Below are 21,490 nucleotides of genomic sequence, written 5' to 3'. Positions count from 1 at the left end.
GACCCCGGGCCCGAACCCCCGGACCCGAACCCCGGGGACCGAAGCAGAAGAGGTGAATCATGACCACCCGTACGCTCACCACCCGTTCACTCACGACGACCGTCGTCGCCGCCCTCGTCACCGGCGCACTCGCGTGCGCCCTCGTCGCGCTTGCACCCTGGCCCCTCAAGCTCCGCGAGCACTCCGCGGGGGACCCTTCTCTCGCCGAGGCGCTGCGCACCACCCTCGGAACGACCGGTTACGACCGGGTCGCCGTGGCATACGTGCCGCCGGGCGGCGCGGAGGCCCTCACCGCCGGATTCGGCGCGGACTCCGATTCCGTGTTCGAGGCCGGCTCCATCTCGAAGGCGCTCACCGGAATGCTCTTCGCCGAGTCGATCGAGCGCGGCGAGGTGACCCCGGGGACCACTCTCGATGACGTGTTCGGGGACCGGGCCGGCGCCTCGGCGGACGTGACTCTCGAACAGCTCGCGACACACTCCTCGGGACTGCCGCGGTTGGTCCGCGGAGACCTCGGGCAAACCGTCGAGTCGACCGTGCGCGGACTCGCGCGGTTGGATCCGTACGTGCTCGACACGGAGGAGCTCATCGCGGCGGCGGCCGGTACGACCCCGGATCCCACGCAGCCGCCGACGTACTCGAACTTCGGGTTCGGTCTCCTCGGTGCCGCACTCGTCGAGGTCACGGGGACGAGCTACCCGAAGCTCGTCGACGAGCGGATCGTTAAGCCCCTCGATCTGCAGGACACGTACGTGCCCGCGGACACCGCGGCGATCCGTGACGGCGACGTCCGCGGTCGCGGCACGAACGGACTGCCCGCAGGCGCGTGGACATTGAAGGCACAGGCACCGGCCGGCGCGGTGCGCTCGAGCGTCCGCGACCTCGCCGTGCTCGCGCAGGCGGTGCAGAACGGCACCGCGCCGGGCGCGGACGCCGCACACGCACGGGCCGATTACCGCCAGGGATCACGCATCGGGTGGGGGTGGATCACGGACGAGCACCTCGGCGGCGACCCCGATTCCGGGCCGGTCACCTGGCACAACGGTGGGACCGGCGGCTTCCGCTCGATCGTCGGGTTCACGCCCGAGGGTGCGGTGATCGCCGTCCTCGCGAACACGGAGAAGCCCGTCGACGAGGCACTCACGCTCCTCGATCCGGAGGTGTTCGCAGCGGCTGCCGGAGCGGATTCCGGTGCGGCTTCCGGTGCGGCCGATCCTGACACGACGGACCCCGCCACCACGCGAGGCGGCGAGAGCGACGGGGAGGGCGCGTGATGGAACTGTTCCGCGCGCTCGTGGGCGTCTTCGTGCTCATCGTCGGCACCGTGCCCGCACTTCGGAGAATGCGGGCGATGAACGTCGGAGAAGAACGCCCGGGCGCTCAGGACCCCGTGTCACGGGTCTCCGGTGGCGTCGCACTCCTGTCCGGAGTCGCCTGCTTCCTCTTCGTCCTCGCGGTCTTCGCACTGCCGGTGTGGGCCCTCATCGCCTGGTTCGCGGCCGCCGCGGTGCTCGTGTGGGCGGCGTGGTTGTTCGTCGTCGCCGCGCCCCGGCTGCCGTGGCTCACTCCGGGCCGCAGGAGGAAGGAGATCCTCGGTGCAATCGGTGAAGGCGTGTTCGTCCTCGTGGCGGTCGCTGCCCTCGGGCTCGCCGCGGGCGTGGGGTGATCTGGCCCGCGACCATCGCCGCGAGCGCGAGGGCGAAGCCGAGGATCTGCAGGGCAGTGAGGCTCTCCCCCGCGAGCACTGCACCTAGGGTGACCGGGGACTGTACGGTTAACGGTGTAACTCCAGTCAAGGAGCTACACAATGCGAACAGACACACCCCTGTCCGATAACGACACGGTCGAGAACCCCGAGCAACCCGTGGCACCGTCTTCCCCCAACACCTCCGGTATCGACCGGTCCCTCGTCACGCAGCTCGTTGGCCAGGCCCGCGCGCAGGGCCTTGCGATCGATGGTGAGAACGGGCTGCTGGTCGAGCTGACCAAGATCGTCGTCGAATCGGCCCTCGACGGGGAACTGACCGACCATCTCGGATACGAGAAGAACGAACGCGGCCACGCCGACGGCAACGCCCGTAACGGCACCCGTACGAAGACCGTCCAGACCAAGGGCGACCCGATCGCGATCGATGTACCCCGGAACCGCGCCGGCACGTTCGAACCGATGATCGTGAAGAAGCGCCGGCGCAGGCTCGGGAGCATCGAAGACGTCGTGTTGTCCCTGTCCGCCCGCGGGATGACGCACGGTGATATCGCCGCGCACCTGGCCGATGTGTACGGCACCGAGGTCTCGAAGACCACGATCTCGACGATCACCGACAAGGTCCTCGACGGGATGAACGAGTGGCAGAACCGTCCTCTGGACCCGGTGTACCCGGTCGTGTTCATCGACGCGATCCACGTGAAGGTGCGCGACGGGCAGGTCGCCAACCGGCCGATCTACGTGGCTCCGGCGGTCACGACCGAAGGCCACCGCGACATCCTCGGCCTGTGGGCCGGCGATGGTGGCGAAGGCGCGGGGTCATTTCCCGAACGAGCAAGCCGCGCTCAAGTGCGTGTACATGGCGGTGATGGCGCTGGATCCGACGGGGAAGGGCCGTGCCCGGTGGACGCAGCGGTGGAAGCCGGCGTTGAACGCTTTCGATATCGCGTTCGATGGTCGTCTGACCGCTCACAGGATGTAATCAATAAATCCCAGTTACACCGTTAACTGGACAGACCCGTGCTCGCTGCCCGGGGTTCAGGCGAAGATCTTATGAGCGTACGAGGCGGGCGATGGCGTCGGTGGCTTCCTTGATTTTGGCGTCGGCGGCTTCTCCACCGTGTTTCGCTGCGTCTACGACGCAGTGTTTCAGGTGGTCATCGAGGAGCCCTAGTCCGACGTTGCGGAGTGCGGAGGTGAGTGCTGAGATCTGGGTGAGGATGTCGATGCAGTACTGTTCCTCGTCGACCATTCGCTGGATGCCTCGGGCTTGGCCTTCAATGCGTTTGAGGCGGGCTAGGTATCGATCCTTGTCGGTGATGTAGCCGTGGGTGGTGTGGCATTCGTCGGTTGAGGTGTCGGGGGGCGGTGTGAGGTCCATCGTCGTATCTTCCGTTGTCGTGAGTTCCGGGCGGGTTGCCGCCCCGCTAGGACTGGCGTATTCGGCGGGGTTCGCATCAAAGAGCGCGCTGCACGTGTCGCAGCACAGCCAGTACCGCTGACCGTGGTAGTCGCGGTACAGCCCTGCTTCTTCGGCCTGCGCCTTGACGACAGTGGTGCCGATCATGACGGGGCACTCGGCAACATCTGCGGTGGACACTTGGGCCACGTCTGCGGGCGAGGGGCCGTGCCACCGCATGCGTTGCTGGCACCGGGTGCTGCATGGTCGTGGTGATTGTGGAGTGTCATGAGAGCGTCCTCTTCCGTCAGTTCTGCTGGGTGGTCAGCTCGCGGTCGCTCCGCACTGCAATGGTGCTTGGCGCTTCCGCGGTTTGGGATTTGAAGGTTCGAAGCCGGAGGCTGTTGCTGACGACGAAGATGCTGGAGAAGGCCATTGCGGCGCCGGCGAGCATGGGATTGAGCAGTCCGAGAGCTGCCAGCGGAATCGCGGCGGTGTTGTAGGCGAAGGCCCAGAAGAGATTGCCCTTGATCGTGCCGAGTGTTTTGCGCGCCAGTCTGATGGCATCGGCCGCTGACCGCAGGTCTCCCCGGACCAGTGTGATGTCTGCGGCCTCGATCGCGACGTCGGTGCCGGTGCCCATCGCCAGACCGAGATCGGCCTGGGCCAGTGCGGCCGCGTCGTTGACGCCGTCGCCGACCATTGCGACGACCCCGCCGTCTTCCTGCAGTTGGGCGACCACTCTGACTTTGTCGGCGGGCAGCACCCCCGCGATGACCTGTTCGATTCCGACCTGGGATGCGACGTGCTCGGCGACTGTCGTGTTGTCACCGGTCAGCAGCACGGGTGTGAGGCCGAGGGCGCGGAATTGGGCGATGGCTTCGGCGCTGGCGTCCTTGATCTGGTCGGCAACGGTTAGAACGCCTCGGGCGTGGCCGTCCCACCCGACGACGACTGCGGTGTGCCCCTTGTCCTCGGCGGCTATTTTTGCGTGCGCCAGGGCGCTGGGCAGGGTCAGGGACCAGTCGTCGAGCATGGTGGTCCGGCCGACGACGACGAGGTGACCATCGATGACAGCCTCGATCCCCTTGCCCTCGCGGTTGGCGAAGGACTCGACGTCGGGCAGCGTGCCGAGCTGCTCGGCGGCTGCGTGCGTGATGGCGCGGGCGATCGGGTGTTCGGAGCCGGCCTCCGCGGCACCGGCCAGGCGGAGCAGCTCCTCGGCGGTGACGCCTGCGGCGGGGTGGACCGTCTGCAGGGTCATGGACCCGGTGGTCACGGTGCCGGTCTTGTCGAGCACCACGGTGTCGACCTTGCGGGTCGATTCGAGGACCTCGGGGCCCTTGATGAGGATTCCCAGCTGGGCGCCGCGTCCGGTGCCGACCAGCAGGGCGGTGGGGGTGGCCAGTCCGAGTGCGCAGGGGCAGGCGATGATGAGAACGGCGACAGCGGCGGTGAAGGCTGCTGCGGGTGGGAAGCCGGCACCGAGCCAGGCGCCCAGCGTTGCGACGGCGATTGCGATCGCGATCGGGACGAAGACCCCGGAGATGCGATCGGCGAGGCGTTGGATCTCGGCCTTGCCGGATTGGGCCTGTTCGACCAGTTGGGCCATCTGGGCCAGCTGGGTGTCTGACCCGACGCGGGCGGCCCGCACGATGAGCCGGCCTCCGGAGTTGACGGTTGCGCCGGTGACGGTGTCGCCCTCGCTGACCTCGACGGGCATGGATTCGCCGGTGAGCATCGACTCATCGACGGCGGAGCTGCCGGCGACGACGACGCCGTCGGTGGCGATCTTCTCACCCGGGCGGACGACGAACTCGTCCCCGACGGTCAGGTCGGCGATCGGGATGCGCACCTCCGTGCCGTTGCGCAGCACGCCGACGTCTTTCGCGCCGAGTTCGAGCAGGGCACGCAGCGCTGCGCCGGCTTGGCGTTTGGAGCGCTTTTCGAAGTAGCGGCCGAGCAGCACGAACATGATCACGCCGGCACCGACTTCGAGGTAGATGCTGGAGGCTCCGTCGGTGGGTTCGACGGTCAGCGCGAAGGCATGGGTCATGCCGGGTTCTCCTGCAGTGCCGAAGAACAATGCGTAGAGCGACCAGGCCAGCGCCGACAGCGTGCCGACGGAGATTAGGGTGTCCATCGTCGCCGCACCGTGACGGAGGTTGATCCAGGCGGCGCGGTGGAACGGCCAGCCGCCCCAGATGATGACCGGGGCGGCCAGGGTCAGGCACAGCCACTGCCAGTAGGTGAACTGCAGGGCGGGGATCATCGAGATGAGAATGACCGGCACCGCTAACGCGACGCTGATGAGCAGTCGTTGACGCAGCACCTCCAGCTCGCGGTCCCTGCGGTCCCCTTCAGTGGAGTCGCCGTCGTCTCCGGTTCCGGCAGTGGTGGGGAGCTGAGCCCGGTAGCCGGCGTCCTCCACCGTGGTGATGAGATCCTGGAGGTCGAACCCGGCAGGTGCGGTGACCCGGGCCTGCTCGGTGGCGTAGTTGACGCTGGCGCTGACACCGTCGAGCTTGTTGAGCTTGCGCTCGATCCGGTTCGCGCACGAGGCGCACGTCATGCCCTCGATGTCGAGCTCCACGGCGACGGTCTGCGGTTCGGAGTCGCGAGCCAGCGATGTGTCGGCGGGCTGGACGGCCATCAGGCACCTTCCTTCTCGTGGTGGTCCTGCTCAACGTCTTGCATCCAGGACTCCACGAGGGAGTCGGGGATGAAGGCGCTGCCCGCGCCGTACGCGGCGGTGAAGACCGCCAGCAGTACGGCCGCGTACAGCGTCAGGCGGATGCCGGCACTCACGCAGGCACCGCCTGGTAGCCGGCCTCCTCGACCGCCGCGACGACCGCCGCGGAGTCGACACCGGCTTCCGAGGTGACGACGAGCTGTCCGGTCTCGTGGGAGACCTCGACATCGGTGACGCCGGCGATCTCCTCGACTTCTTCCCGCACCGACATCTCGCAGTGACCGCACGTCATACCGGTCACAGAGAACGTGTTGGAAGCCATGGCGAACCTCCTCCGTTGAATACCCACGACGGGTATCGCTGACCGAAATATACCCGGCGGGGGTATAGGGGTCAAGGGACATTGCGGGTCGGGGAGGGCGCCCGGGTGGATCTTCACTGACTCTTCATGGCTCGCGGGGTTCAACTGGTGCGGGGCACGCGCGTACGGTCGCAGTAGGGCGCGGATTCCGCTGCGCCTGGTCGAAGTGGAAGGAGAGTTCCATGTCGCATGTAGTTTCGATGATTGAGACCCATCCTGCAGGTGCGCAGGGGGTTGACAAGGATACGCTCGCCGCCTGTATCGCGGCGTGTTTCGAGTGTGCGCAGACATGCACGGCTTGTGCGGATGCGTGTCTGAGCGAAGAGATGGTGGCCGACCTGGCGGCGTGCATCCGCGCCGATTTGGATTGCGCGGACATCTGCATCACGACCGGCAACGTGCTCTCGCGGTTGACCGGCACGAATCCGGAAGTCATCCGGTCCCTGGTGGAGACGTGCCGGACGGTGTGCCGGGCGTGTGCGGAGGAGTGTGAAAAGCACGCTCAGATGCACGAGCACTGCCGCATCTGCGCGGAGGCGTGCAGACGGTGCGAAGAGGCGTGTGCCGCGTTGCTGAAGGCCTTGGCCTGAGATGAAGCACGGCTCTGATTCGGCCCGGGTGGATGACATGTTCACCCGAGTCAGGAGTGGCGCGGGTTTCATCGCGGCGTTGGATCAGAGTGGGGGCAGCACGCCGCAGGCGCTGCGGCTCTATGGGATCAGCGAGGATTCCTATTCCAGCCCGGCGGAGATGTTCGATCTGGTGCATCGGATGCGCACCCGTGTCATCACCAGTCCGGCCTTCAACGGTGATCGCATCCTGGGGTCGATCCTGTTCGAAGACACCATGGACCGGGAGATCGACGGACGTCAGACGGGTGAGTACCTGTGGGAGGTGAAGGGCATCGTGCCGTTCCTCAAGATCGACAAGGGACTGGCAGCGCAGGCCCACGGTGCCCAGGTCATGAAGCCCATCCCCGAGCTGGACGCCCTGCTGATCCGCGCGGTGAGCAGGCACATGTTCGGCACGAAGATGCGCTCGGTCATCACGATGCCCGGACCGGGGTTGGATGCCGTCGTCGCCCAGCAGTTCGCCATCGCTCGGCAGGTTCTGCGGTTCGGGTTGGTGCCCATTGTGGAGCCCGAGGTCGACATCCACTCTCCCGACAAGGCAGGGGCCGAGGACCAGCTGCGAACTGCCATCCGGGAAGAGCTCGACGGGCTCGGCGAGGATCAGCCGGTCATCCTCAAACTGACCCTGCCCGAGCGTGATGATCACTACCGTGAGTTCGTGGACCATCCGCGGGTGGTGCGGGTGTTGGCGTTGTCGGGCGGCTATTCCCGCGCGGACGCCAACACCCGCCTGGCCCGCAACCATGGGATGATCGCCAGTTTCTCCCGCGCCCTGACGGAAGGACTGGCCGCGGATCAGACCGATGCGCAGTTCACCGCGGCACTGGATGCAGCGATTGCGTCGATCGTCGCCGCATCACGCACCTGACGCACGCGGTCGGGGGCAGAAGGTCAGTGGTGGGCGAACGACTTCACGAAATCGCGGCGCACCCCCAACGCGGTGTCGGTGCGGCGAATGGAATCGTCACCGTCCTCGACCGAACCCGCCAGGGCTCGGATGGCGTCGATGTTCTCCGGGATCACGATGGCCTGGTTATCGACCGTGTACGTGCAGAACAGTTCGGTGCCTTCCACGGTGAGGATGTCTTCCCAGACTGCGACTTCGTACATGTCCCCGCGGGGCCTGCCGAGGTCCTGCATCAGCTCGGCGGTGCTGTTGACCGCCACGATGCCGTCGGAGCGCCTGACGAAGGCGATCCTGGGCACCGCCCGGAACGCCTCGAGGACCTCGGCCTTCTCGACGGGACGGGTGAGCTCGATCGTCCAGTAGTGCAGGTGGTTCTGGGTATGGGCTCCTTTCGCCGCCATGGTGACGACGTCGAGGTCGGGAACCACCGTTTGGGCGTCGGGTCCCTGGTGGCTGGGGATGCGCCCCTCAGGGACGATCGTGTTCATGATCCCGGAGTGGTCGGACTCCCAGGGGTCGGTCGCCCGCCGGATGAGCACGCCGCGCGCCTTCGACAGCAGCCCGACGTTCTTCAGCGCGGTGAGGGTGCGCACGGTCGCGGTGGTGTTGCACGAGACGACCCGGGTGGAGTCGCGGCCGCGGGTGGAGCTGTAGTTGGCGTGGGCGACGAAGGAGTGCCCCGTGAGATCGTGCTTCTCCCCGCCCTGGAATACCGATCTCACGCGATGAGCTCGGTAGAGGTCGAGGTTTCCCGCCCCGACTTTGGCCGGGGTGCAGTCCACGACGACGTCGACTTGATCGAGCAGGTCAGGCAGCTCACCTGCCAGGGCATGCCCGGAGGCACGCATTTCCTGATGGGCCTCAGAGGTGGAGGCGAAGACGGGGATGTCGCGCGCGGCGGCGGCCGCGACCCGATAGTCGGCGGTGACGTCGCTGACGCCGATGAGTGCCATGTCGTCCTGGGCCAGGACGGCGTCGGCGACGCGTTTGCCGATGACCCCGTATCCATTCACCGCGACTTTGATCTTGGTGTCCATGCTCATTCCTTTCGAGGTGGTGCGCGTGTCCCACGGTGGGCTCGTCGCCCGCGGGTCAGAGTTCGTCGAGCATCGTCTTCATCTCCTGGATCTCCGTCTCCTGGTCTTCGATGACCTGCTCGGCCAGCGCTATCGCCTGCGGGTTCTGCCCGTCGGACACCTGCTGTTCGGCCATCTCGACGGCGCCCTCGTGATGTCTGGTCATCTGCTCCAGGTACAGCTTCGCGGCCTCGGTGCCGGTGGCGTCTTCGAGCTGCTGCATGTCGTCCTCGCTCATCATCCCGCTCATGCCGCCGTGACCGCCCGAGTCACCCATGTCGCCCATGGGTTCCTGGCCCCAGGCTTCGAGCATGGCGTTCATCCGGTCGATCTCGGGCCCCTGCGCGTCGATGACTCCCTGGGCGAAGTCGGCGACGTTCTGCGGGATGTCGTCCTTGGCCAGCAGGGTCTCGCTCATCTCGACGGCCTGCTGATGGTGCGGGATCATCATCTGCGCGAACATGACGTCGGCATCGTTGTGCTCCTCGGAGATCTCCTCACCGGAGCCTGCGGTGTCGGTGGCGACCGAGGTCGCAGGGGCCGGATCTTCCCCTGTGCCGGCGGGGTCGGCGTTTCCGGTGCATGCCGAGAGGATCAGCGTGCCGGCGACGGCTGCCGCAACTGCCAGTGGTGTGCGCTTCATGATGTGACCTTTCCTTGGTGGTGGACGGTTTCTGGTCGGGACGTCTCAGTCGGGGTTGGTGCCAGCCATGCCGGGTTGAGTTCGGTGCGGCGCAGCAGCTGTGCATTGAGGGCGACGATGATCGTCGACAGCGACATCAGGATCGCGCCGACGGCCGGGGAGAGCACGAGCCCGATGGGGGCCAGGACTCCGGCGGCCAGCGGGACGGCGAGGACGTTGTAGCCGGTCGCCCAGGCCAGGTTCTGGATCATCTTGCGGTAGCTGGCCCGGGACAGGTCGATCATCGACAGCACTGCTCGTGGATCGTTGCCGGCCAGTACGACCCCGGCCGATTCCATCGCCACGTCGGTGCCCGCCCCGATGGCGATGCCGACGTCTGCCCGGGCAAGGGCGGGGGCGTCGTTGACGCCGTCGCCGACCATCGCCACCGACAGTCCCCTGTTCTGCAGGTCGATGACGGCGGAGTCCTTGTCCTGCGGGAGCACTTCGGCGAAGACCTCGTCGATGCCGAGGTCGCGGCCGACGGCGTCGGCGACCTGCTGCGCGTCACCGGTGATGAGCGCGACCTTGACGCCGCGTTCCTGCAGGGCGTGGACCGCGGCCCGGGATTCCGGCCGCACACGGTCCTCCAGCGCGACCGCGCCGATAATGGTCCGGTCCTGGACGATGTGCAGGACGCTGGCACCGCGCTGCGTCCATTCCGCGACGTCGGCGGCGATCTCGGCTGGTGATTCCAGGCCGTGGTCGCGCAGCATGTTGGGCCCGCCGACGGTGATCTCGGAACCATCGACCATGGCGCGGACCCCGCGACCGGCGGCGGCGGTGAACTCGCGTGCCTGCAGACGAGTCGAGGCCGCTTCCGGGTCCTCGGCTGCCGCTGCGGTGATCGCCCGTGCCACCGGGTGTTCGCTGTTGGCCTCGGTGGCAGCGGCCAGCGCCAGCACCCGCCCGGCGGTGGTGCCGGTGACATGGGTGATCCCGGTGACCGCATGCGCGCCCTCCGTGAGAGTGCCGGTCTTGTCGAACAGCACGACGTCGATCGAGCGCATCCGCTCCAGCGCGAGCCGGTTCTTGATGAGCACGCCCGACCGGGCGGCCTTCTCCGTTGAGATGGCGATCACCAGCGGAATCGCCAGGCCGAGCGCGTGCGGGCAGGCGATGACGAGCACCGTCACCGTGCGGATCACCGCTTGGTCGGGGAAGCCGAGCAGCAGCCAGACGGCGAAGGTGATGATGCCCGCGACCAGCGCGAACCAGAACAGCAGCGCCGCGGCGCGATCAGCCAGCGCCTGCGCCCGCGACGAGGACGCCTGGGCTTCGGCGACCATCCGCTGGATGCCTGCCAGGGCGGTGTCCCCGCCGGTGGCCTCCACCCTCACACGTACCGCGTTGTCGGTGGCGACGGTGCCGGCGACCACCGTGTCGCCGAGCTCGCGGGCGACGGGCTTCGATTCGCCGGTGATCATGGACTCGTCGAACTCGGCGCGCCCGTCGATGATGTGTCCGTCGGCCGGGACCCGGGACCCGGACCGGACCAGGACGGTGTCGCCGATGCGCAGCTGGGCGATCGGGACGGTGATGATGCCCAGATCGGTGACCTTTTCGGCTTCGTCGGGCAGCAGTTCGGCCAGCGCGTCGAGCGCGCCGGATGCCGCACCGAGTGCACGCATCTCCATCCAGTGGCCCAGCAGCATGATGGTGACCAGCAGTGCCAGCTCCCACCAGAAGTCGAGCATGAAGTCGCCGATGCCCAAGCTGGTGATCCAGGAGGCGACGAAGGCCACGGTGATGGCCATCGCGATGAGCAGCATCATCCCCGGCTGCCGCGATTTCAGCTCATTGAGGCCGCCCTTGAGGAAGGGCATGCCTCCGTAGACGTAGATGACCGTGCCCAGCACCGGGGCGATCCAAGCCGAGCCGAAGAACTCGGGCACCTGATAGCCGAGCAGGTCGGCGACCATGTGGCTGAAGATGACGACCGGCACCGACAGGATCAGACTGACCCAGAAGCGGTTCCGGAACATCGCAACACTGTGCCCCGCGTGCTCGCCGTGGTCAGCATGCGCGTCATGGTCGTGCCCGGCGTGATTGCCGGGGCCAGGGGCGGGAAGTTCATCGAGGGCGGAGTGCCCGTGTCCCTGCGGCATCGCCTGTCCGTGGCTGTCCGCGTCGAGGTGATCGTGATGGTGATGGTCGTGGGTGTGATCTGCCGGCTCGGGTTGATGGTGGTGGTGCTGTGAATTGCTCATCGTTGTCCTTCACAGTCGGGTGGTGGGTAGCCGATCAGGCTTCTGCTGCGGGGTATCCGGCAGCGGCAAGCGCCGATTGCAGCACCGCCGTGTCCGCCGGTGCGCTGCTGGTCACCGTGACGGTGGACCGGCCATGGGGTACCAGCGTGACGTCCACCTGGGCGTTTGCATCCAGTGCCTGCACAGCCTGGGTTACGCGCGAGGCGCAGCCCTGGCAGGTCAGCCCTTCCACAGCGAGTGTGACCGTGGAGTCCGGATCAGCACTGCTGCCGATTGAACGTGGAGTGGCGGCGTCGGCGGGTGCGCAGCAGGCACAACCTGCCGATGCGAGGGGCAGCTGGCGGGAGGATGCGGTCATGATGTGCTCCTGACTAGTGGGCTCGGAGAGGTGGAGAGAGCCTCCAACAACCCGAATATACCCCCATGGGGTATGTGAGTAAAGGTGTTCGTTCTCACGGGTAGGCCTTTCCGGGGGTGCGGGGCAGTTCGATGGTGAACTCGGAGCCGTGGCCGGGGCCGGCGGAGGACGCGGTGAGGGTGCCGCCGTGGGCCGCGATGAGGGCGTGGGAGATCGTCAGGCCGATGCCGGAGCCGCCGTGGTCGCGGTCGCGGGCGGTGTCGCCGCGGTAGAAGCGTTCGAAGACGTGAGTGAGCTGGTCGGCGGTCATGCCGTCGCCGGTGTCGGTGACGCGGATGATCACGGTGTCGCTGGTGCCGGTGGCGGTGAGGGAGACGGTTCCCTTGGGTGGGGTGTGGCGCAGGGCGTTCGACAGGAGGTTGTCGAGGACTTGCGCCAGCCGTTGCCGATCGGCGATCACGACGTCGGCATCGGGGTCGGCTGCGGTGGTGAGCGTCATTCCCTTGGCCGCATAGTTCTCCTCGACGGTGGCGGCGCAGCTGTCGAGCAGGTCGGCGACGGGCACGGGGGCCGGGTCGAGGTCGATGCGACCTTCCTCGGCACGCGAGACGTCGTCGATGTCTTCGACAAGACGTGTCAGGCGTGCCAGCTGTTCGGCCATCACGGCGTGGGTGGTGGGGTTCCACTCGACGACCTGGTCCTGGAGTCCCTCGAGGTAGACGGAGATGACCGAGACCGGTGTGCTCATCTCGTGGGCGAGGTCGGACAGGATGCGCCGCCGCGTTTCCTCGGTGCGGGTCAGCTGGTCGGCCATCGTGTTGAACGCCCGGGCCAGGGAATCGAGTTCGCCGCCGGCCCCGAGCACCGGGACGCGCACGTCATAGTTGCCGTGGGCGACTTCGGCGGCCGCAGCGGTGAGCTGTTCCAGCGGGGTGCGGATCGTGCGGGAGAGCAGGAAGCTGGCCAGGAACGCACAAGCCAGACCGGTGCCCAATGCCACCGCCATGGTGATCAGGTTCGCGTCGCGGTAGGCCTGTTCGACATGGAACAGTTCCGGGGATCCCCCCGAAACACCGGCCATCTCCAGGTGTTCGTGGAACAGCGGGGGCCCGGCCACGGTGGCGACCGCCACCGCGCCGAGCAGACTTGCCGCCACCACGACCAGCTGGGTGGCGAACAGGCGGGCGGCCAAGCCGGAGTTGCGCAGTCTCATCGGAGCACCATTCGATAGCCGACGCCGCGGACGGTCTCAATGAGGCCGCCACCATCGGGGCCTTCACCGAGCTTGCGCCGCAAATGACCGATGTGGACATCGACGATCCGTTCATCACCAACCCAGGACGTGTCCCAGACGGCGTCGATGAGCTGCCGGCGGGAGAGCGCACGGTTGGGTGCTGCAGACAAGGCGACCAACAGGTCGAACTCGGTGCGCGTCAGAGGAAGCACCGCATCGTCGCGGCGGACCTCGTGGCCGGCCAGGTCGATGGTGAGATCGCCGACGACGCGGACGGAGTCCTGGGGTGGGTTTCCGGTGCGGGGGCGCCGGAGCACGGCGTGGACTCGGGCGACCAGTTCCCGGACGCTGAAGGGTTTGGTGATGTAGTCATCCGCACCGGCGGCAAGCCCCATGAGCTTGTCGTTCTCACCACTCCGGGCGGTCAGGATCAGCACGTAGCACTCCGACATCGCCCGCACGCGGCGGCAGACCTCGATTCCGTCGAGCCCGGGCAGCCCGAGGTCGAGGATCAGCACGTCCGGCTCCTCGGCCCTAACGCTGTCGAGCGCCTGGACTCCGGTGTGTGCCTGCTCGACGTGGAAGCCGTCTCGGCTCAGATAGGTCGCCACCATCTGCGCCAGCGGCTTTTCGTCCTCGGCGACGACGATGCGTCCGCCAGGGTGGTGGTCGGTTCGTTCAGCCCACATGTACCCAGTCTGTCCCCAGTTCTGATGCCTTACAGCCTCAGCGCCCGCTGCGCCCGGAATCTTCGTCAAACCTTCAAACGCGCGCGGCGGGGCGCTAGGGCTGTCTGGTGATGTCGATGCTCGTGGCGGCCTCGGCCGGGCAGGTGCGCTCGATCTGCAGTGTGGAGAAGTAGATGTCGAACCGGTCGGTGAGCAAGTCGGTTGCTTGTTCCAGCACGGCCTCATGCTGGGCCGGGTTGACCACGTGCAGATGCGCGGAGAAGACGGTGCGCCGTGAGGTGATGGTCCAGGCATGCACGTGGTGGACGTCCTCAACCCCGTCGATCTCCTCCAGGGATGCGATCGCCGCCGGCAGGTCGAGGTGTTCGGGGGTGCCCTGGAGCAGGATTCTCAGGGCTGAGCGGATGATGGTCCACGACGCCCACAGCAGCACCACACCGAAGACCATGCCCAGCAGCGGGTCGATCGCCAGGAAGCCTGTCAGTCGGATGACCACCGCGGAGATGATGATGATGAGGCTGCCGACGAAGGTCTGCAGGATGTGCCAGAACGCGCCCTTGATGTTCAGGTTCGTCTTCTGACGTTGGTAGAGCAGCCAGAATGCGATGAGCTCGGTGACTATGCCGCCGGCGGCCGCCCAGAGCATCACCGTGGTGGGCAGCTCGATCGGATCGGCCAACCGCATGGCACCCATGTAGAACACGTAGGCGGCCATCAGGGCGAGGAAGAGTCCGTTGAACAGCGCCCCGATGATCTCTGCGCGGGCCCATCCGAAAGTTTCCTTCGCAGTGGCGGGGCGTTGGCTCAGACGCTGGGCGACCAGCGCGATCAGCACCCCGCCGACAGCCGAAAACGTGTGGAAGGCATCGGAGATCACCGCGACCGACCCGGACCACAGCCCGATGACCAGCTCGATGAGGAAATACACTCCCGTCAGCCACCCGGAGATCCGGAGAGCTTTGCGGTCTCCGTCGACTGGCAGGTGTCCGCTGTGTTCGCTCATCCTGGCCTCCGAGGTGACGTGTCAAGGAACTGAACTTCCGGAGAAACAGCATGCGGCACCGTCGGGCCACGCGCTGATTCGAATGTAACCCGTCTCACCTTGGCGGGGCTGTCACCAGGGCAATCTTCGTCGAATCTTCAAGAATCCTGGTCCTTTCACCATCTCCGGCTCGACCAGAATGGAGGGAGTCGTTTTCCTGCGAGTTGAAGAAGAAGGATGCTCTCACCTCTGTCGCGTCGTTCGATGATCCACCGGTCAGGCTCGTTGACCGTCCTCCTCGCGCTTGGCCTGGCCGGGTGCGGCAGCGATGCCGACGAGTTGGCCGACCAGGTGCCGGAGGTCAATGAGCAGGGCTATATTTCCGGGGCCGGGGTCATCACCCAACTGCCCATCGGTGAGCGGGGTGAGCCGATCGAGTTGGCCGGTGAGTACACCGACGGCACTGCCTTCGACCTTGCCGACTGGCGTGGAGCCCCGGTGGTGCTCAACCTGTGGTACGCCGCCTGCCCCCCGTGCCGCAAAGAGGCACCGGCGTTGCAGGCCAACTACGAGCGATACCAAGAAGACGGCGTGAAGTTCTTGGGCATCAATGTTCGCGATGAGGCAGCGGCCGCCGACGCGTTCGCCAGGACCTTCGATCTGACGTTTCCGTCCATGCTGGATCAGGACGGGCTCGGTGTGGCAGCACTCGGTGCGGTGCTGCCCCCGCAGGCGGTCCCGTCCACCGTCGTTTTGGACGCCCGGGGCAGGGCGGCGGCGCGGGTGATGGGAGCTGTGGACGAGTCCACCCTCAAAGCGTTGATCGGTGACGTGCTGGACGAGCCGGCATGACACTCACAGCCTCCATCGGTGAGACCTTTTCGCAGACCGCCTTGTCCGGTCCGATGCTGTTGGCGATCCCGGTGGCCATCCTGGCCGGGGCGGTCTCGTTCTTTTCCCCGTGCGTCCTGCCGCTGGTCCCCGGCTACGTCGGTTACGTCACCGGGTTGGGTGCCGCCGCGTTGACTGACCGGAAGATCAGCCGGGTCGTCATCGGGGTTTCCCTGTTCATTGTCGGCTTCGCCGCGGTCTTCGTGTCGATGGGCCTGGCGTTCAGCCTCGCCGGTGTCTTGCTCAGCCAGTGGGCCGATGTCCTCAACCGCGTGATGGGTGTCGTCGTCATCATCGCCGGCATCGTGTTCATGGGCGGGATCGGCATGTTCCAGCGCACCGCCCGCATCTCCAAGCGTCCACCCGCCGGGCTGTGGGGTGCCCCCGCCCTGGGCGCCACCTTCGCCTTCAGTTGGGCCCCGTGCATGGGTCCCACACTTGCGGCGGTGCTGGCGCTGTCGACCAGCTTCGGGGTAACCGGCACCGACGGCATCTGGCGCGGTGCCCTGCTGACGCTGATGTATTGCCTCGGACTGGGAGTGCCGTTCATCGTCGTGGCCGTGCTCATCGTCAAGGGCACCGGCAGGCTGCAGTGGGCCAGAGACCACCACCTGCTGATCAGCCGGATCGGCGGGGCGATGCTCATCATCATCGGCGTGCTGCTCGTCAGCGGCGTCTGGACCCAGTGGGTCAACAGCCTGCAAGGCATGATCGGCGGCTTCGAAACCATCATCTGACACACCCCCGCCCACTCAGTGAGACCACGCATTCGCAGTCCTCACTCCTGCGCATGCTGACCCTCGGGCACCTGCCCGAACGACAAGGAGATGAACGTGAAACGAGTAGCGATCGCTGCAGCGACACTCTCGCTGGTGCTGGCGGGATGCGCGCCGGCAGCAGACTCCGAACCAAGCGCCGGCTCGCAGGCTGAGCTCCTTACCACTTACGACCTCGACAACATGGATACGTTCGAGATCATCAACCATTTGGACCAGCTGGAGGCAGCCGACAGGCCGGCAGACCTGATCGCATCGGTCTATCCCGATGAGCTGGTGCTGACCGACAACAGGCAGGAAGTGGTCCTGGACCTGCCGCAGAACCTGTCGTACCTGTCGATCGCCCCGTACGTCGAGCAGACGCACGACTGCTTCTATCACAGCCTGACCACCTGCCAGGGTGAGCTCAGCAACGAGACCGTCGACGTCGAAATCACCGACAGCACCACCGGGGACGTCGTGGTCGACGAGCAGGTCACCACCTTCGACAACGGCTTCGTCGGCTTCTGGGTGCCCAGCGACATCGACGGCACTATAGAAATCAGCTACGACGGGCGCACCGGCACCTCGGACTTCACCACCACCGACGAAGGCGCCACCTGCATCACCGACCTGCAACTCGTCTAACACCCGGCGGGCGAAGCGATTCCCGCAGCAGGCCCGGATGCCGGGACAATGAGGCGTATGGCTTCTGCAGATGTCGCCCTTCCCGATGGTTATCGCCAGACCCTGGAGGCGCTCAAGCAGCGTGTTCACCAGGCCCAGGTGCAGGCACAGCGGACGGTCAACACTGAGCTGGTCCAGCTGTACTGGTCGATCGGGAAGGAAATCCTCCTCCGTCAAGAACAGCAGGGGTGGGGTGGCAAGACCATCAGCCGACTGGCTGAGGATCTGCGGGCTGAGTTCCCGCAGATGCGGGGCTTCTCGCCTCGGAACCTGCAGTACATGACCACGTTCGCCCGGCACTGGAACGTCGACTCAATTGCGCCACAGCCTGTGGCGCAATTGCCCTGGGGCCACATCCGCACCCTCCTCGATAAGCCACTCAGCCCAGACGCGCGCCAGTGGTACGCCACTGCAGCCGTCGAGCACGGGTGGTCCCGGAACGTGCTGCTGAACATGATCATGAACAACACGATGGAACGCACCGGCGCGGCTCCCTCGAACTTCTCCCGGCAGCTGCCTGCCGCTGAGTCCGAGCTGGCCCAGCAAGTGGCGAAGGACCCGTACACCTTCGAGTTCCTCGGACTGTCCGGGCAGGTCGCCGAACGCGACCTCGAACAGGCGCTCACCGACCGCATCGTCGACACCCTCCACGAGTTGGGGCCGGGGTTCGCGTTCGTCGGCCGGCAGGTCCACTTCGAGGTCGGTGACGACGACTACTACGTCGATTTGCTGTTCTTCCACGTTGAGCAGCTGCGCTACTTCGTCATCGAACTCAAGACCGGCACGTTTCAGCCCGAGTACGCCGGCAAACTCAACTTCTATGTGGCATTGGTCGACGACAAGCTCAAACGGCCGGCCCACAGCCCTACTGTCGGGATCCTGATCTGCGGCAGCAGAAACGAGCACAGCGTCCGCTACGCCCTGACACGATCCGAATCTCCCATGGCCGTCTCCACCTACACCTACGAAACACTACCGGCAGCCGAGAGAAAGGCCCTCCCCGGAGAAGACGAACTCTCCGCCGCATTCGAACAAATCGACACCACCGACTGGATAGGGCACTAAGCGAGCTGTGTCATGCGGCTGGCAGCTCGACTGTGAATCGGGTGCGCCCGGGTTCGGACTCCACCTGGCCGTCCCGCCGTGGGCGCGAGCTACCGAGCGCACGATGGACAGGCCCAGCCCTGTGGACTCCTCGGTGGTAGTGCGGGCGGTGTCCCTGCGGACGAATCTCTCGAACAGGTTGGGCAGCAGCTCGGGGCTTATCCCTGGGCCGTCGTCCTCGACGGTGAGCCGTACGATCTGTGCCGGCTCATCCCCTGCCTTGTCCTGCAGCCCGGGCGCGACGCCGTTGCTGTCCTCTTCCAGCCGTACTGCCACCCTGGTGCCCGTCGGCGTGTGCTTGCGTGCGTTGGACAGCAGGTTGGTCACCAGTTGCGCGAGCTGTCGCCGGTCGCCGTGCACCGTCAGTGGTTCCTCGGGCACGTCAACGGTCCAGATGTGACCCTGGGCGGCTGCAGTGGCGTCCATGACAGCGTCCATCACCACTTCGCCCAGGTCCACGTCAGCGGGGTGCGCAGCTCGTGGGAGGCGTCGGCGACGAACGTGCGCAGGCCTGTTGGCCGCGCGGTGAACCGCGCGCACCTCGGTGGGGTCGCCGCGATCACCCTGGCCTCACTGCTGTGGGGAACAACGGGGACAGCGGCAACCTTCGCCCCCGAGGCCGGACCGCTGGCCATCGGCGCAGCCGCTCTGGGCATCGGCGGACTGCTCCAGGCACTCGTCGCCATCCCAGCCCTTCGGTCGGCCTGGCCGGCCCTGCGCCGCGATGCCGGCATCGTGGCCCTCGGCGCCCTCGAGGGCGTCGAGGGCCGCGTCGAGCGCCTCGGTCATCGCACTGTCGATCGCGTTGCGCTTCTCCATCCGATTCATCCGGATGACGAGGATATGACCGTGCCGCTCGAGGGGGTGCCCCGGGAGAAGCGGGAGAAGGGGAAGCTGCCGGAGAAGTGGAGGCCGGGGACAGGGGATTCGGGACGTCGTTGTCACTCATGCCGCGACGCTAACATGCCCGAACGGTCGTTCAGTCCTTTGTGTGCACGGCTCTCTTCGGCCCCGCTCGGTCACTCCCCCGCGATCACCCGCACGCAGGCGGCGAGCGCGGTGCCGAGGTCGGCAGAGGTGAGAGCGGTGGTGCCCTCGCCACCGGCGGCCCCACCCGGCGCAGCACCCGGGTCGGTCTCCGCGCCGACGGTCGCGGCGCCTCGGGTGCGGATGGCGGGGACGTGGACGAAGCCACCCGGGACCGGCAGGTCCGCAACCCGGTAGGCGACGTGGTTGCAGAGGAAGCGGCCGGCGTCGTCGGAAGCACGGGCCGGCAGGCCGACCTCGGCGATCGCGGCGACGAGGGCGTCGACGTCGAAGCCCGAGGCGCGCGCCGCGGGCCCGTCCGCCTCGATCGGTTCGTGCTGCGGCTGGTTCCCGGCGTTGTCGGGGATGCGGAAGGTGTTCTCGTTGACGCCCTGTCGTTCGGGGGTGATCTCGCGCCGGCCGCCCGCCTCACCGACGGCCAGCACGGCGTCCGGTTCGTACTCCCGTGCAGCGGCGAGCAGAGCGGGGAAGGCGTCGAGGGACACCGGGAGGACAGCGGTGACGAGCTCGATCCCCGGTTCGGAGAACGTCGACTCGAGCGCGCGGACCGCTTCGAGGCTCGCGTTCTCCGGGTCCCCACCGAAGGGTTCGAACGCGGTGACGAGGACGCGCATCAGGACACCGAGAGCTGGTCGCCGGCGACCTCGACGGTCCTGGCCGCGAGCCCTTCCTCCGCGGGTCCGCTCATGACGCTGCCGTCACTCGTGGAGAACCGCGAGTTGTGGCAGGGGCAGACGATCTCGGTCTCGGTGATGGTGCGGACGGGGCACCCCTGGTGCGGGCAGATCGCGGAGAACGCGCGGTACTCGCCGGCGGTCGGCTGCACGACGACCACCTGGTCGTCGACGACGACGCCCGATCCGACGGGCACGTCCGCGGCCGGCACGGTGACGGTCTCGACCGATTCCGCCGGCTCCTCCTCGGCCGAGCACGCGGAGACCCCGGCAACGACAGCCGCCCCTGCGCCCACGGCACCGGCCGTCCGGAACACGGTCCGCCGGTCCACCATCGGGTTCGTGGCGGGGTTGGCCAGTTTCTGGGGATCGGTCGGTGCGGTCATGAATGCCTCCTGGAGAGTCCGGAACACGTCTGCACCAGCGTCCTCGCAAGCGCCCCCGGGTGCAAGACAGGCACGGCTCACCAGCCGTGATGCGTGCACACTGGTGCCATGACGACCGTCCGGATCCGCACCCGAGGCGCCCTCGACTCCGCGGGCCTCCTCACCTGGTCCGTCCGCCGGCAGCTGCCGGGCGTCGACCGCGTCGACGACCTCGACGGTGTTCCCCGCGCGTACACGGTCGCGGTGGATCTCCCGCACGGGCCCGGCACGGTCACGCTCGCGGCGGACGAAGGAGCGGGCCCCGGCACGCCCGGTGCTCGCGTCGACCTCGACCTCCCCCGTCCCGAGGACGAGGGGCCGGCGCTCGACGCGGCGCGCCGCCTGTGGGACCTCGATGCGGATCTCCCCGTGATCGAGTCGCACCTGAGCACCGTTCCCGAGTTCGCGGACCTCGTGCGCGGGCGCCCGGGTGTGCGCATCCCCGGGATTCCCACCGTCACCGAGGCGCTCCTCCGCGCGATCACGGGTCAGCAGGTGAGCGTCGAGTCCGGTCGTACGCAGCTCGTGCGGCTCGTCGAAGCGGTGCGTGCCGGTACAGCTCCCAACGCCACCGGGGCATGCGACCTCGCCCCGTTCCCCACCGCCGCCGAGGCGCTCCGGGCACTCGACACCTGGTACCGCGGGCCGCGCGCCCGGAAGCAGACGCTGGCCGATGCGCTCGAACTGTTGAGCACGCCGTCACCGTCCGGCGACAGCGCCACTCGTCCCGAGGAACTCGCCCAGATCCGGGGAATCGGACCGTGGACGCTCGCGTACATCCGGCTCCGCGCGTTCGGCGATCCCGACGTCGATCTCTCGGGGGACGCCGCACTCCTCACGAGCGCGCGGAGGCTCACGAGCGCGCCGACATGGCCGCATCGGCGCGTCACCTCACGGACGGAACTCGCAGCCCTGCTCGACGACGCCCGCCCGTACCGGTCCTATGCCGCGCTTCACCTGTGGGCTGCCGACTGAGCAAG

Annotated in this window: 25 protein-coding genes and 1 pseudogene; 11 read left to right on the top strand and 15 right to left on the bottom strand. The window is 67.2% G+C overall.

What is annotated here, in order from left to right:
• Positions 1–59 precede the first annotated feature (59 nt).
• The 3 genes and pseudogenes from ABD172_RS01000 (at position 60) to ABD172_RS00990 (ending at position 2,687) form a co-directional block, all read left to right on the top strand.
• Positions 60–1,274, top strand: a complete 1,215-nt coding sequence (locus ABD172_RS01000; RefSeq protein WP_344306097.1) for a serine hydrolase domain-containing protein — start codon at positions 60–62, stop codon at positions 1,272–1,274.
• Positions 1,271–1,666: a hypothetical protein gene (locus ABD172_RS00995; RefSeq protein WP_344306095.1), complete on the top strand. Its 396-nt coding sequence runs from the start codon at positions 1,271–1,273 to the stop codon at positions 1,664–1,666. The genes ABD172_RS01000 and ABD172_RS00995 overlap by 4 nt, the downstream gene beginning before the upstream one ends.
• A 141-nt stretch (positions 1,667–1,807) precedes the next feature.
• Positions 1,808–2,687: pseudogene (locus tag ABD172_RS00990) on the top strand (IS256 family transposase).
• A 69-nt stretch (positions 2,688–2,756) separates the two neighbouring features.
• Here the strand turns inward: ABD172_RS00990 and ABD172_RS00985 are convergent.
• From ABD172_RS00985 to ABD172_RS00970, 4 genes are all read right to left on the bottom strand, one after another.
• Complete coding sequence (locus ABD172_RS00985) at positions 2,757–3,086, bottom strand: metal-sensitive transcriptional regulator (protein ID WP_344306171.1); 330 nt, start codon at positions 3,084–3,086, stop codon at positions 2,757–2,759.
• Between the two features lie 325 nt (positions 3,087–3,411).
• Positions 3,412–5,757: a heavy metal translocating P-type ATPase gene (locus ABD172_RS00980; RefSeq protein ID WP_344306094.1), complete on the bottom strand. Its 2,346-nt coding sequence runs from the start codon at positions 5,755–5,757 to the stop codon at positions 3,412–3,414.
• Complete coding sequence (locus tag ABD172_RS00975) at positions 5,757–5,912, bottom strand: hypothetical protein (RefSeq protein WP_175406998.1); 156 nt, start codon at positions 5,910–5,912, stop codon at positions 5,757–5,759. The genes ABD172_RS00980 and ABD172_RS00975 overlap by 1 nt, the downstream gene beginning before the upstream one ends.
• Positions 5,909–6,118, bottom strand: a complete 210-nt coding sequence (locus ABD172_RS00970; RefSeq protein ID WP_344306091.1) for a heavy-metal-associated domain-containing protein — start codon at positions 6,116–6,118, stop codon at positions 5,909–5,911. Before ABD172_RS00970 ends, ABD172_RS00975 begins: the two co-directional genes overlap by 4 nt.
• Before the next feature lie 221 nt (positions 6,119–6,339).
• Between ABD172_RS00970 and ABD172_RS00965 the strand changes: the two genes are divergently transcribed.
• Positions 6,340–6,747: a four-helix bundle copper-binding protein gene (locus ABD172_RS00965; RefSeq protein WP_344306088.1), complete on the top strand. Its 408-nt coding sequence runs from the start codon at positions 6,340–6,342 to the stop codon at positions 6,745–6,747.
• A gap of 1 nt (position 6,748) precedes the next feature.
• Complete coding sequence (locus ABD172_RS00960; protein WP_344306086.1) at positions 6,749–7,657, top strand: fructose bisphosphate aldolase; 909 nt, start codon at positions 6,749–6,751, stop codon at positions 7,655–7,657.
• 23 nt (positions 7,658–7,680) lie between these two features.
• Here the strand turns inward: ABD172_RS00960 and ABD172_RS00955 are convergent, their stop codons facing one another.
• From ABD172_RS00955 to ABD172_RS00945, 3 genes are read right to left on the bottom strand one after another with little or no spacing between them, the layout of a single operon-like run.
• On the bottom strand, positions 7,681–8,733 hold the full coding sequence (locus tag ABD172_RS00955; protein ID WP_344306084.1) for a type II glyceraldehyde-3-phosphate dehydrogenase: 1,053 nt from the start codon (positions 8,731–8,733) through the stop codon (positions 7,681–7,683).
• Positions 8,734–8,788: 55 nt separating this feature from the next.
• Positions 8,789–9,415 (bottom strand): DUF305 domain-containing protein, encoded by a 627-nt coding sequence (locus tag ABD172_RS00950; protein ID WP_344306081.1) that lies wholly within the window; start codon positions 9,413–9,415, stop codon positions 8,789–8,791.
• Positions 9,412–11,439 carry a copper-translocating P-type ATPase gene (locus tag ABD172_RS00945; protein WP_425546632.1) on the bottom strand — a complete coding sequence of 676 codons (2,028 nt, stop codon included), beginning with the start codon at positions 11,437–11,439 and terminating at the stop codon, positions 9,412–9,414. Before ABD172_RS00945 ends, ABD172_RS00950 begins: the two co-directional genes overlap by 4 nt.
• An 18-nt stretch (positions 11,440–11,457) precedes the next feature.
• On the opposite strand from ABD172_RS00945, the gene ABD172_RS15280 reads away from it, so the two are divergent.
• Positions 11,458–11,655 (top strand): hypothetical protein, encoded by a 198-nt coding sequence (locus ABD172_RS15280; RefSeq protein ID WP_425546631.1) that lies wholly within the window; start codon positions 11,458–11,460, stop codon positions 11,653–11,655.
• A 43-nt stretch (positions 11,656–11,698) separates the two neighbouring features.
• On the opposite strand, the gene ABD172_RS00940 is transcribed toward ABD172_RS15280, so the two are convergent.
• The 4 genes from ABD172_RS00940 to ABD172_RS00925 form a co-directional block, all read right to left on the bottom strand.
• Entirely contained in the window at positions 11,699–12,022 is a 324-nt protein-coding gene (locus ABD172_RS00940) for a heavy-metal-associated domain-containing protein (protein WP_344306077.1), read from the bottom strand.
• A gap of 94 nt (positions 12,023–12,116) precedes the next feature.
• Positions 12,117–13,235 (bottom strand): sensor histidine kinase, encoded by a 1,119-nt coding sequence (locus ABD172_RS00935; protein ID WP_344306075.1) that lies wholly within the window; start codon positions 13,233–13,235, stop codon positions 12,117–12,119.
• On the bottom strand, positions 13,232–13,945 hold the full coding sequence (locus ABD172_RS00930; RefSeq protein ID WP_344306072.1) for a response regulator: 714 nt from the start codon (positions 13,943–13,945) through the stop codon (positions 13,232–13,234). Before ABD172_RS00930 ends, ABD172_RS00935 begins: the two co-directional genes overlap by 4 nt.
• A 94-nt stretch (positions 13,946–14,039) precedes the next feature.
• Positions 14,040–14,948: a cation diffusion facilitator family transporter gene (locus tag ABD172_RS00925; RefSeq protein WP_344306069.1), complete on the bottom strand. Its 909-nt coding sequence runs from the start codon at positions 14,946–14,948 to the stop codon at positions 14,040–14,042.
• A gap of 216 nt (positions 14,949–15,164) precedes the next feature.
• On the opposite strand from ABD172_RS00925, the gene ABD172_RS00920 reads away from it, so the two are divergent.
• From ABD172_RS00920 to ABD172_RS00905, 4 genes are all read left to right on the top strand, one after another.
• Complete coding sequence (locus ABD172_RS00920; RefSeq protein WP_344306067.1) at positions 15,165–15,779, top strand: TlpA family protein disulfide reductase; 615 nt, start codon at positions 15,165–15,167, stop codon at positions 15,777–15,779.
• The gene (locus tag ABD172_RS00915) at positions 15,776–16,555 is read left to right on the top strand and encodes a cytochrome c biogenesis CcdA family protein (RefSeq protein ID WP_101620473.1); all 780 of its coding nucleotides are present in this window, start codon (positions 15,776–15,778) and stop codon (positions 16,553–16,555) included. Before ABD172_RS00920 ends, ABD172_RS00915 begins: the two co-directional genes overlap by 4 nt.
• 90 nt (positions 16,556–16,645) lie before the next feature.
• Positions 16,646–17,221, top strand: coding sequence for a CueP family metal-binding protein (locus tag ABD172_RS00910; RefSeq protein WP_425546630.1), 576 nt, complete (start codon positions 16,646–16,648; stop codon positions 17,219–17,221).
• A 57-nt stretch (positions 17,222–17,278) separates the two neighbouring features.
• The gene (locus ABD172_RS00905) at positions 17,279–18,325 is read left to right on the top strand and encodes a PDDEXK nuclease domain-containing protein (RefSeq protein WP_344306061.1); all 1,047 of its coding nucleotides are present in this window, start codon (positions 17,279–17,281) and stop codon (positions 18,323–18,325) included.
• Here ABD172_RS00905 and ABD172_RS00900 read toward each other — a convergent pair.
• The 4 genes from ABD172_RS00900 to ABD172_RS00885 all read right to left on the bottom strand — a co-directional run bounded on the left by ABD172_RS00900 (position 18,233) and on the right by ABD172_RS00885 (position 20,471).
• A complete protein-coding gene (locus ABD172_RS00900) occupies positions 18,233–18,790 on the bottom strand; it encodes a sensor histidine kinase (protein WP_344306059.1) in 558 nt (185 codons plus the stop codon). The two genes, ABD172_RS00905 and ABD172_RS00900, sit on opposite strands and share 93 nt — an antisense overlap.
• A 144-nt stretch (positions 18,791–18,934) precedes the next feature.
• The gene (locus ABD172_RS00895; RefSeq protein WP_344306056.1) at positions 18,935–19,183 is read right to left on the bottom strand and encodes a hypothetical protein; all 249 of its coding nucleotides are present in this window, start codon (positions 19,181–19,183) and stop codon (positions 18,935–18,937) included.
• Positions 19,184–19,383: 200 nt separating this feature from the next.
• Positions 19,384–20,025: a pyroglutamyl-peptidase I gene (locus ABD172_RS00890; RefSeq protein WP_344306053.1), complete on the bottom strand. Its 642-nt coding sequence runs from the start codon at positions 20,023–20,025 to the stop codon at positions 19,384–19,386.
• On the bottom strand, positions 20,025–20,471 hold the full coding sequence (locus ABD172_RS00885; protein ID WP_344306050.1) for a Rieske (2Fe-2S) protein: 447 nt from the start codon (positions 20,469–20,471) through the stop codon (positions 20,025–20,027). The genes ABD172_RS00890 and ABD172_RS00885 overlap by 1 nt, the downstream gene beginning before the upstream one ends.
• Before the next feature lie 108 nt (positions 20,472–20,579).
• Here ABD172_RS00885 and ABD172_RS00880 point away from each other — a divergent pair, with 108 nt between their 5' ends.
• Entirely contained in the window at positions 20,580–21,485 is a 906-nt protein-coding gene (locus ABD172_RS00880; RefSeq protein WP_344306048.1) for a DNA-3-methyladenine glycosylase family protein, read from the top strand.
• Positions 21,486–21,490 lie beyond the last annotated feature (5 nt).

Source organism: Brevibacterium samyangense (genome assembly GCF_039529845.1).
In the GTDB taxonomy this organism is placed as follows: domain Bacteria; phylum Actinomycetota; class Actinomycetes; order Actinomycetales; family Brevibacteriaceae; genus Brevibacterium; species Brevibacterium samyangense.
Note: the sequence above shows the minus strand (reverse complement) of the source record. Positions and strands in the feature narration are given on the sequence as shown.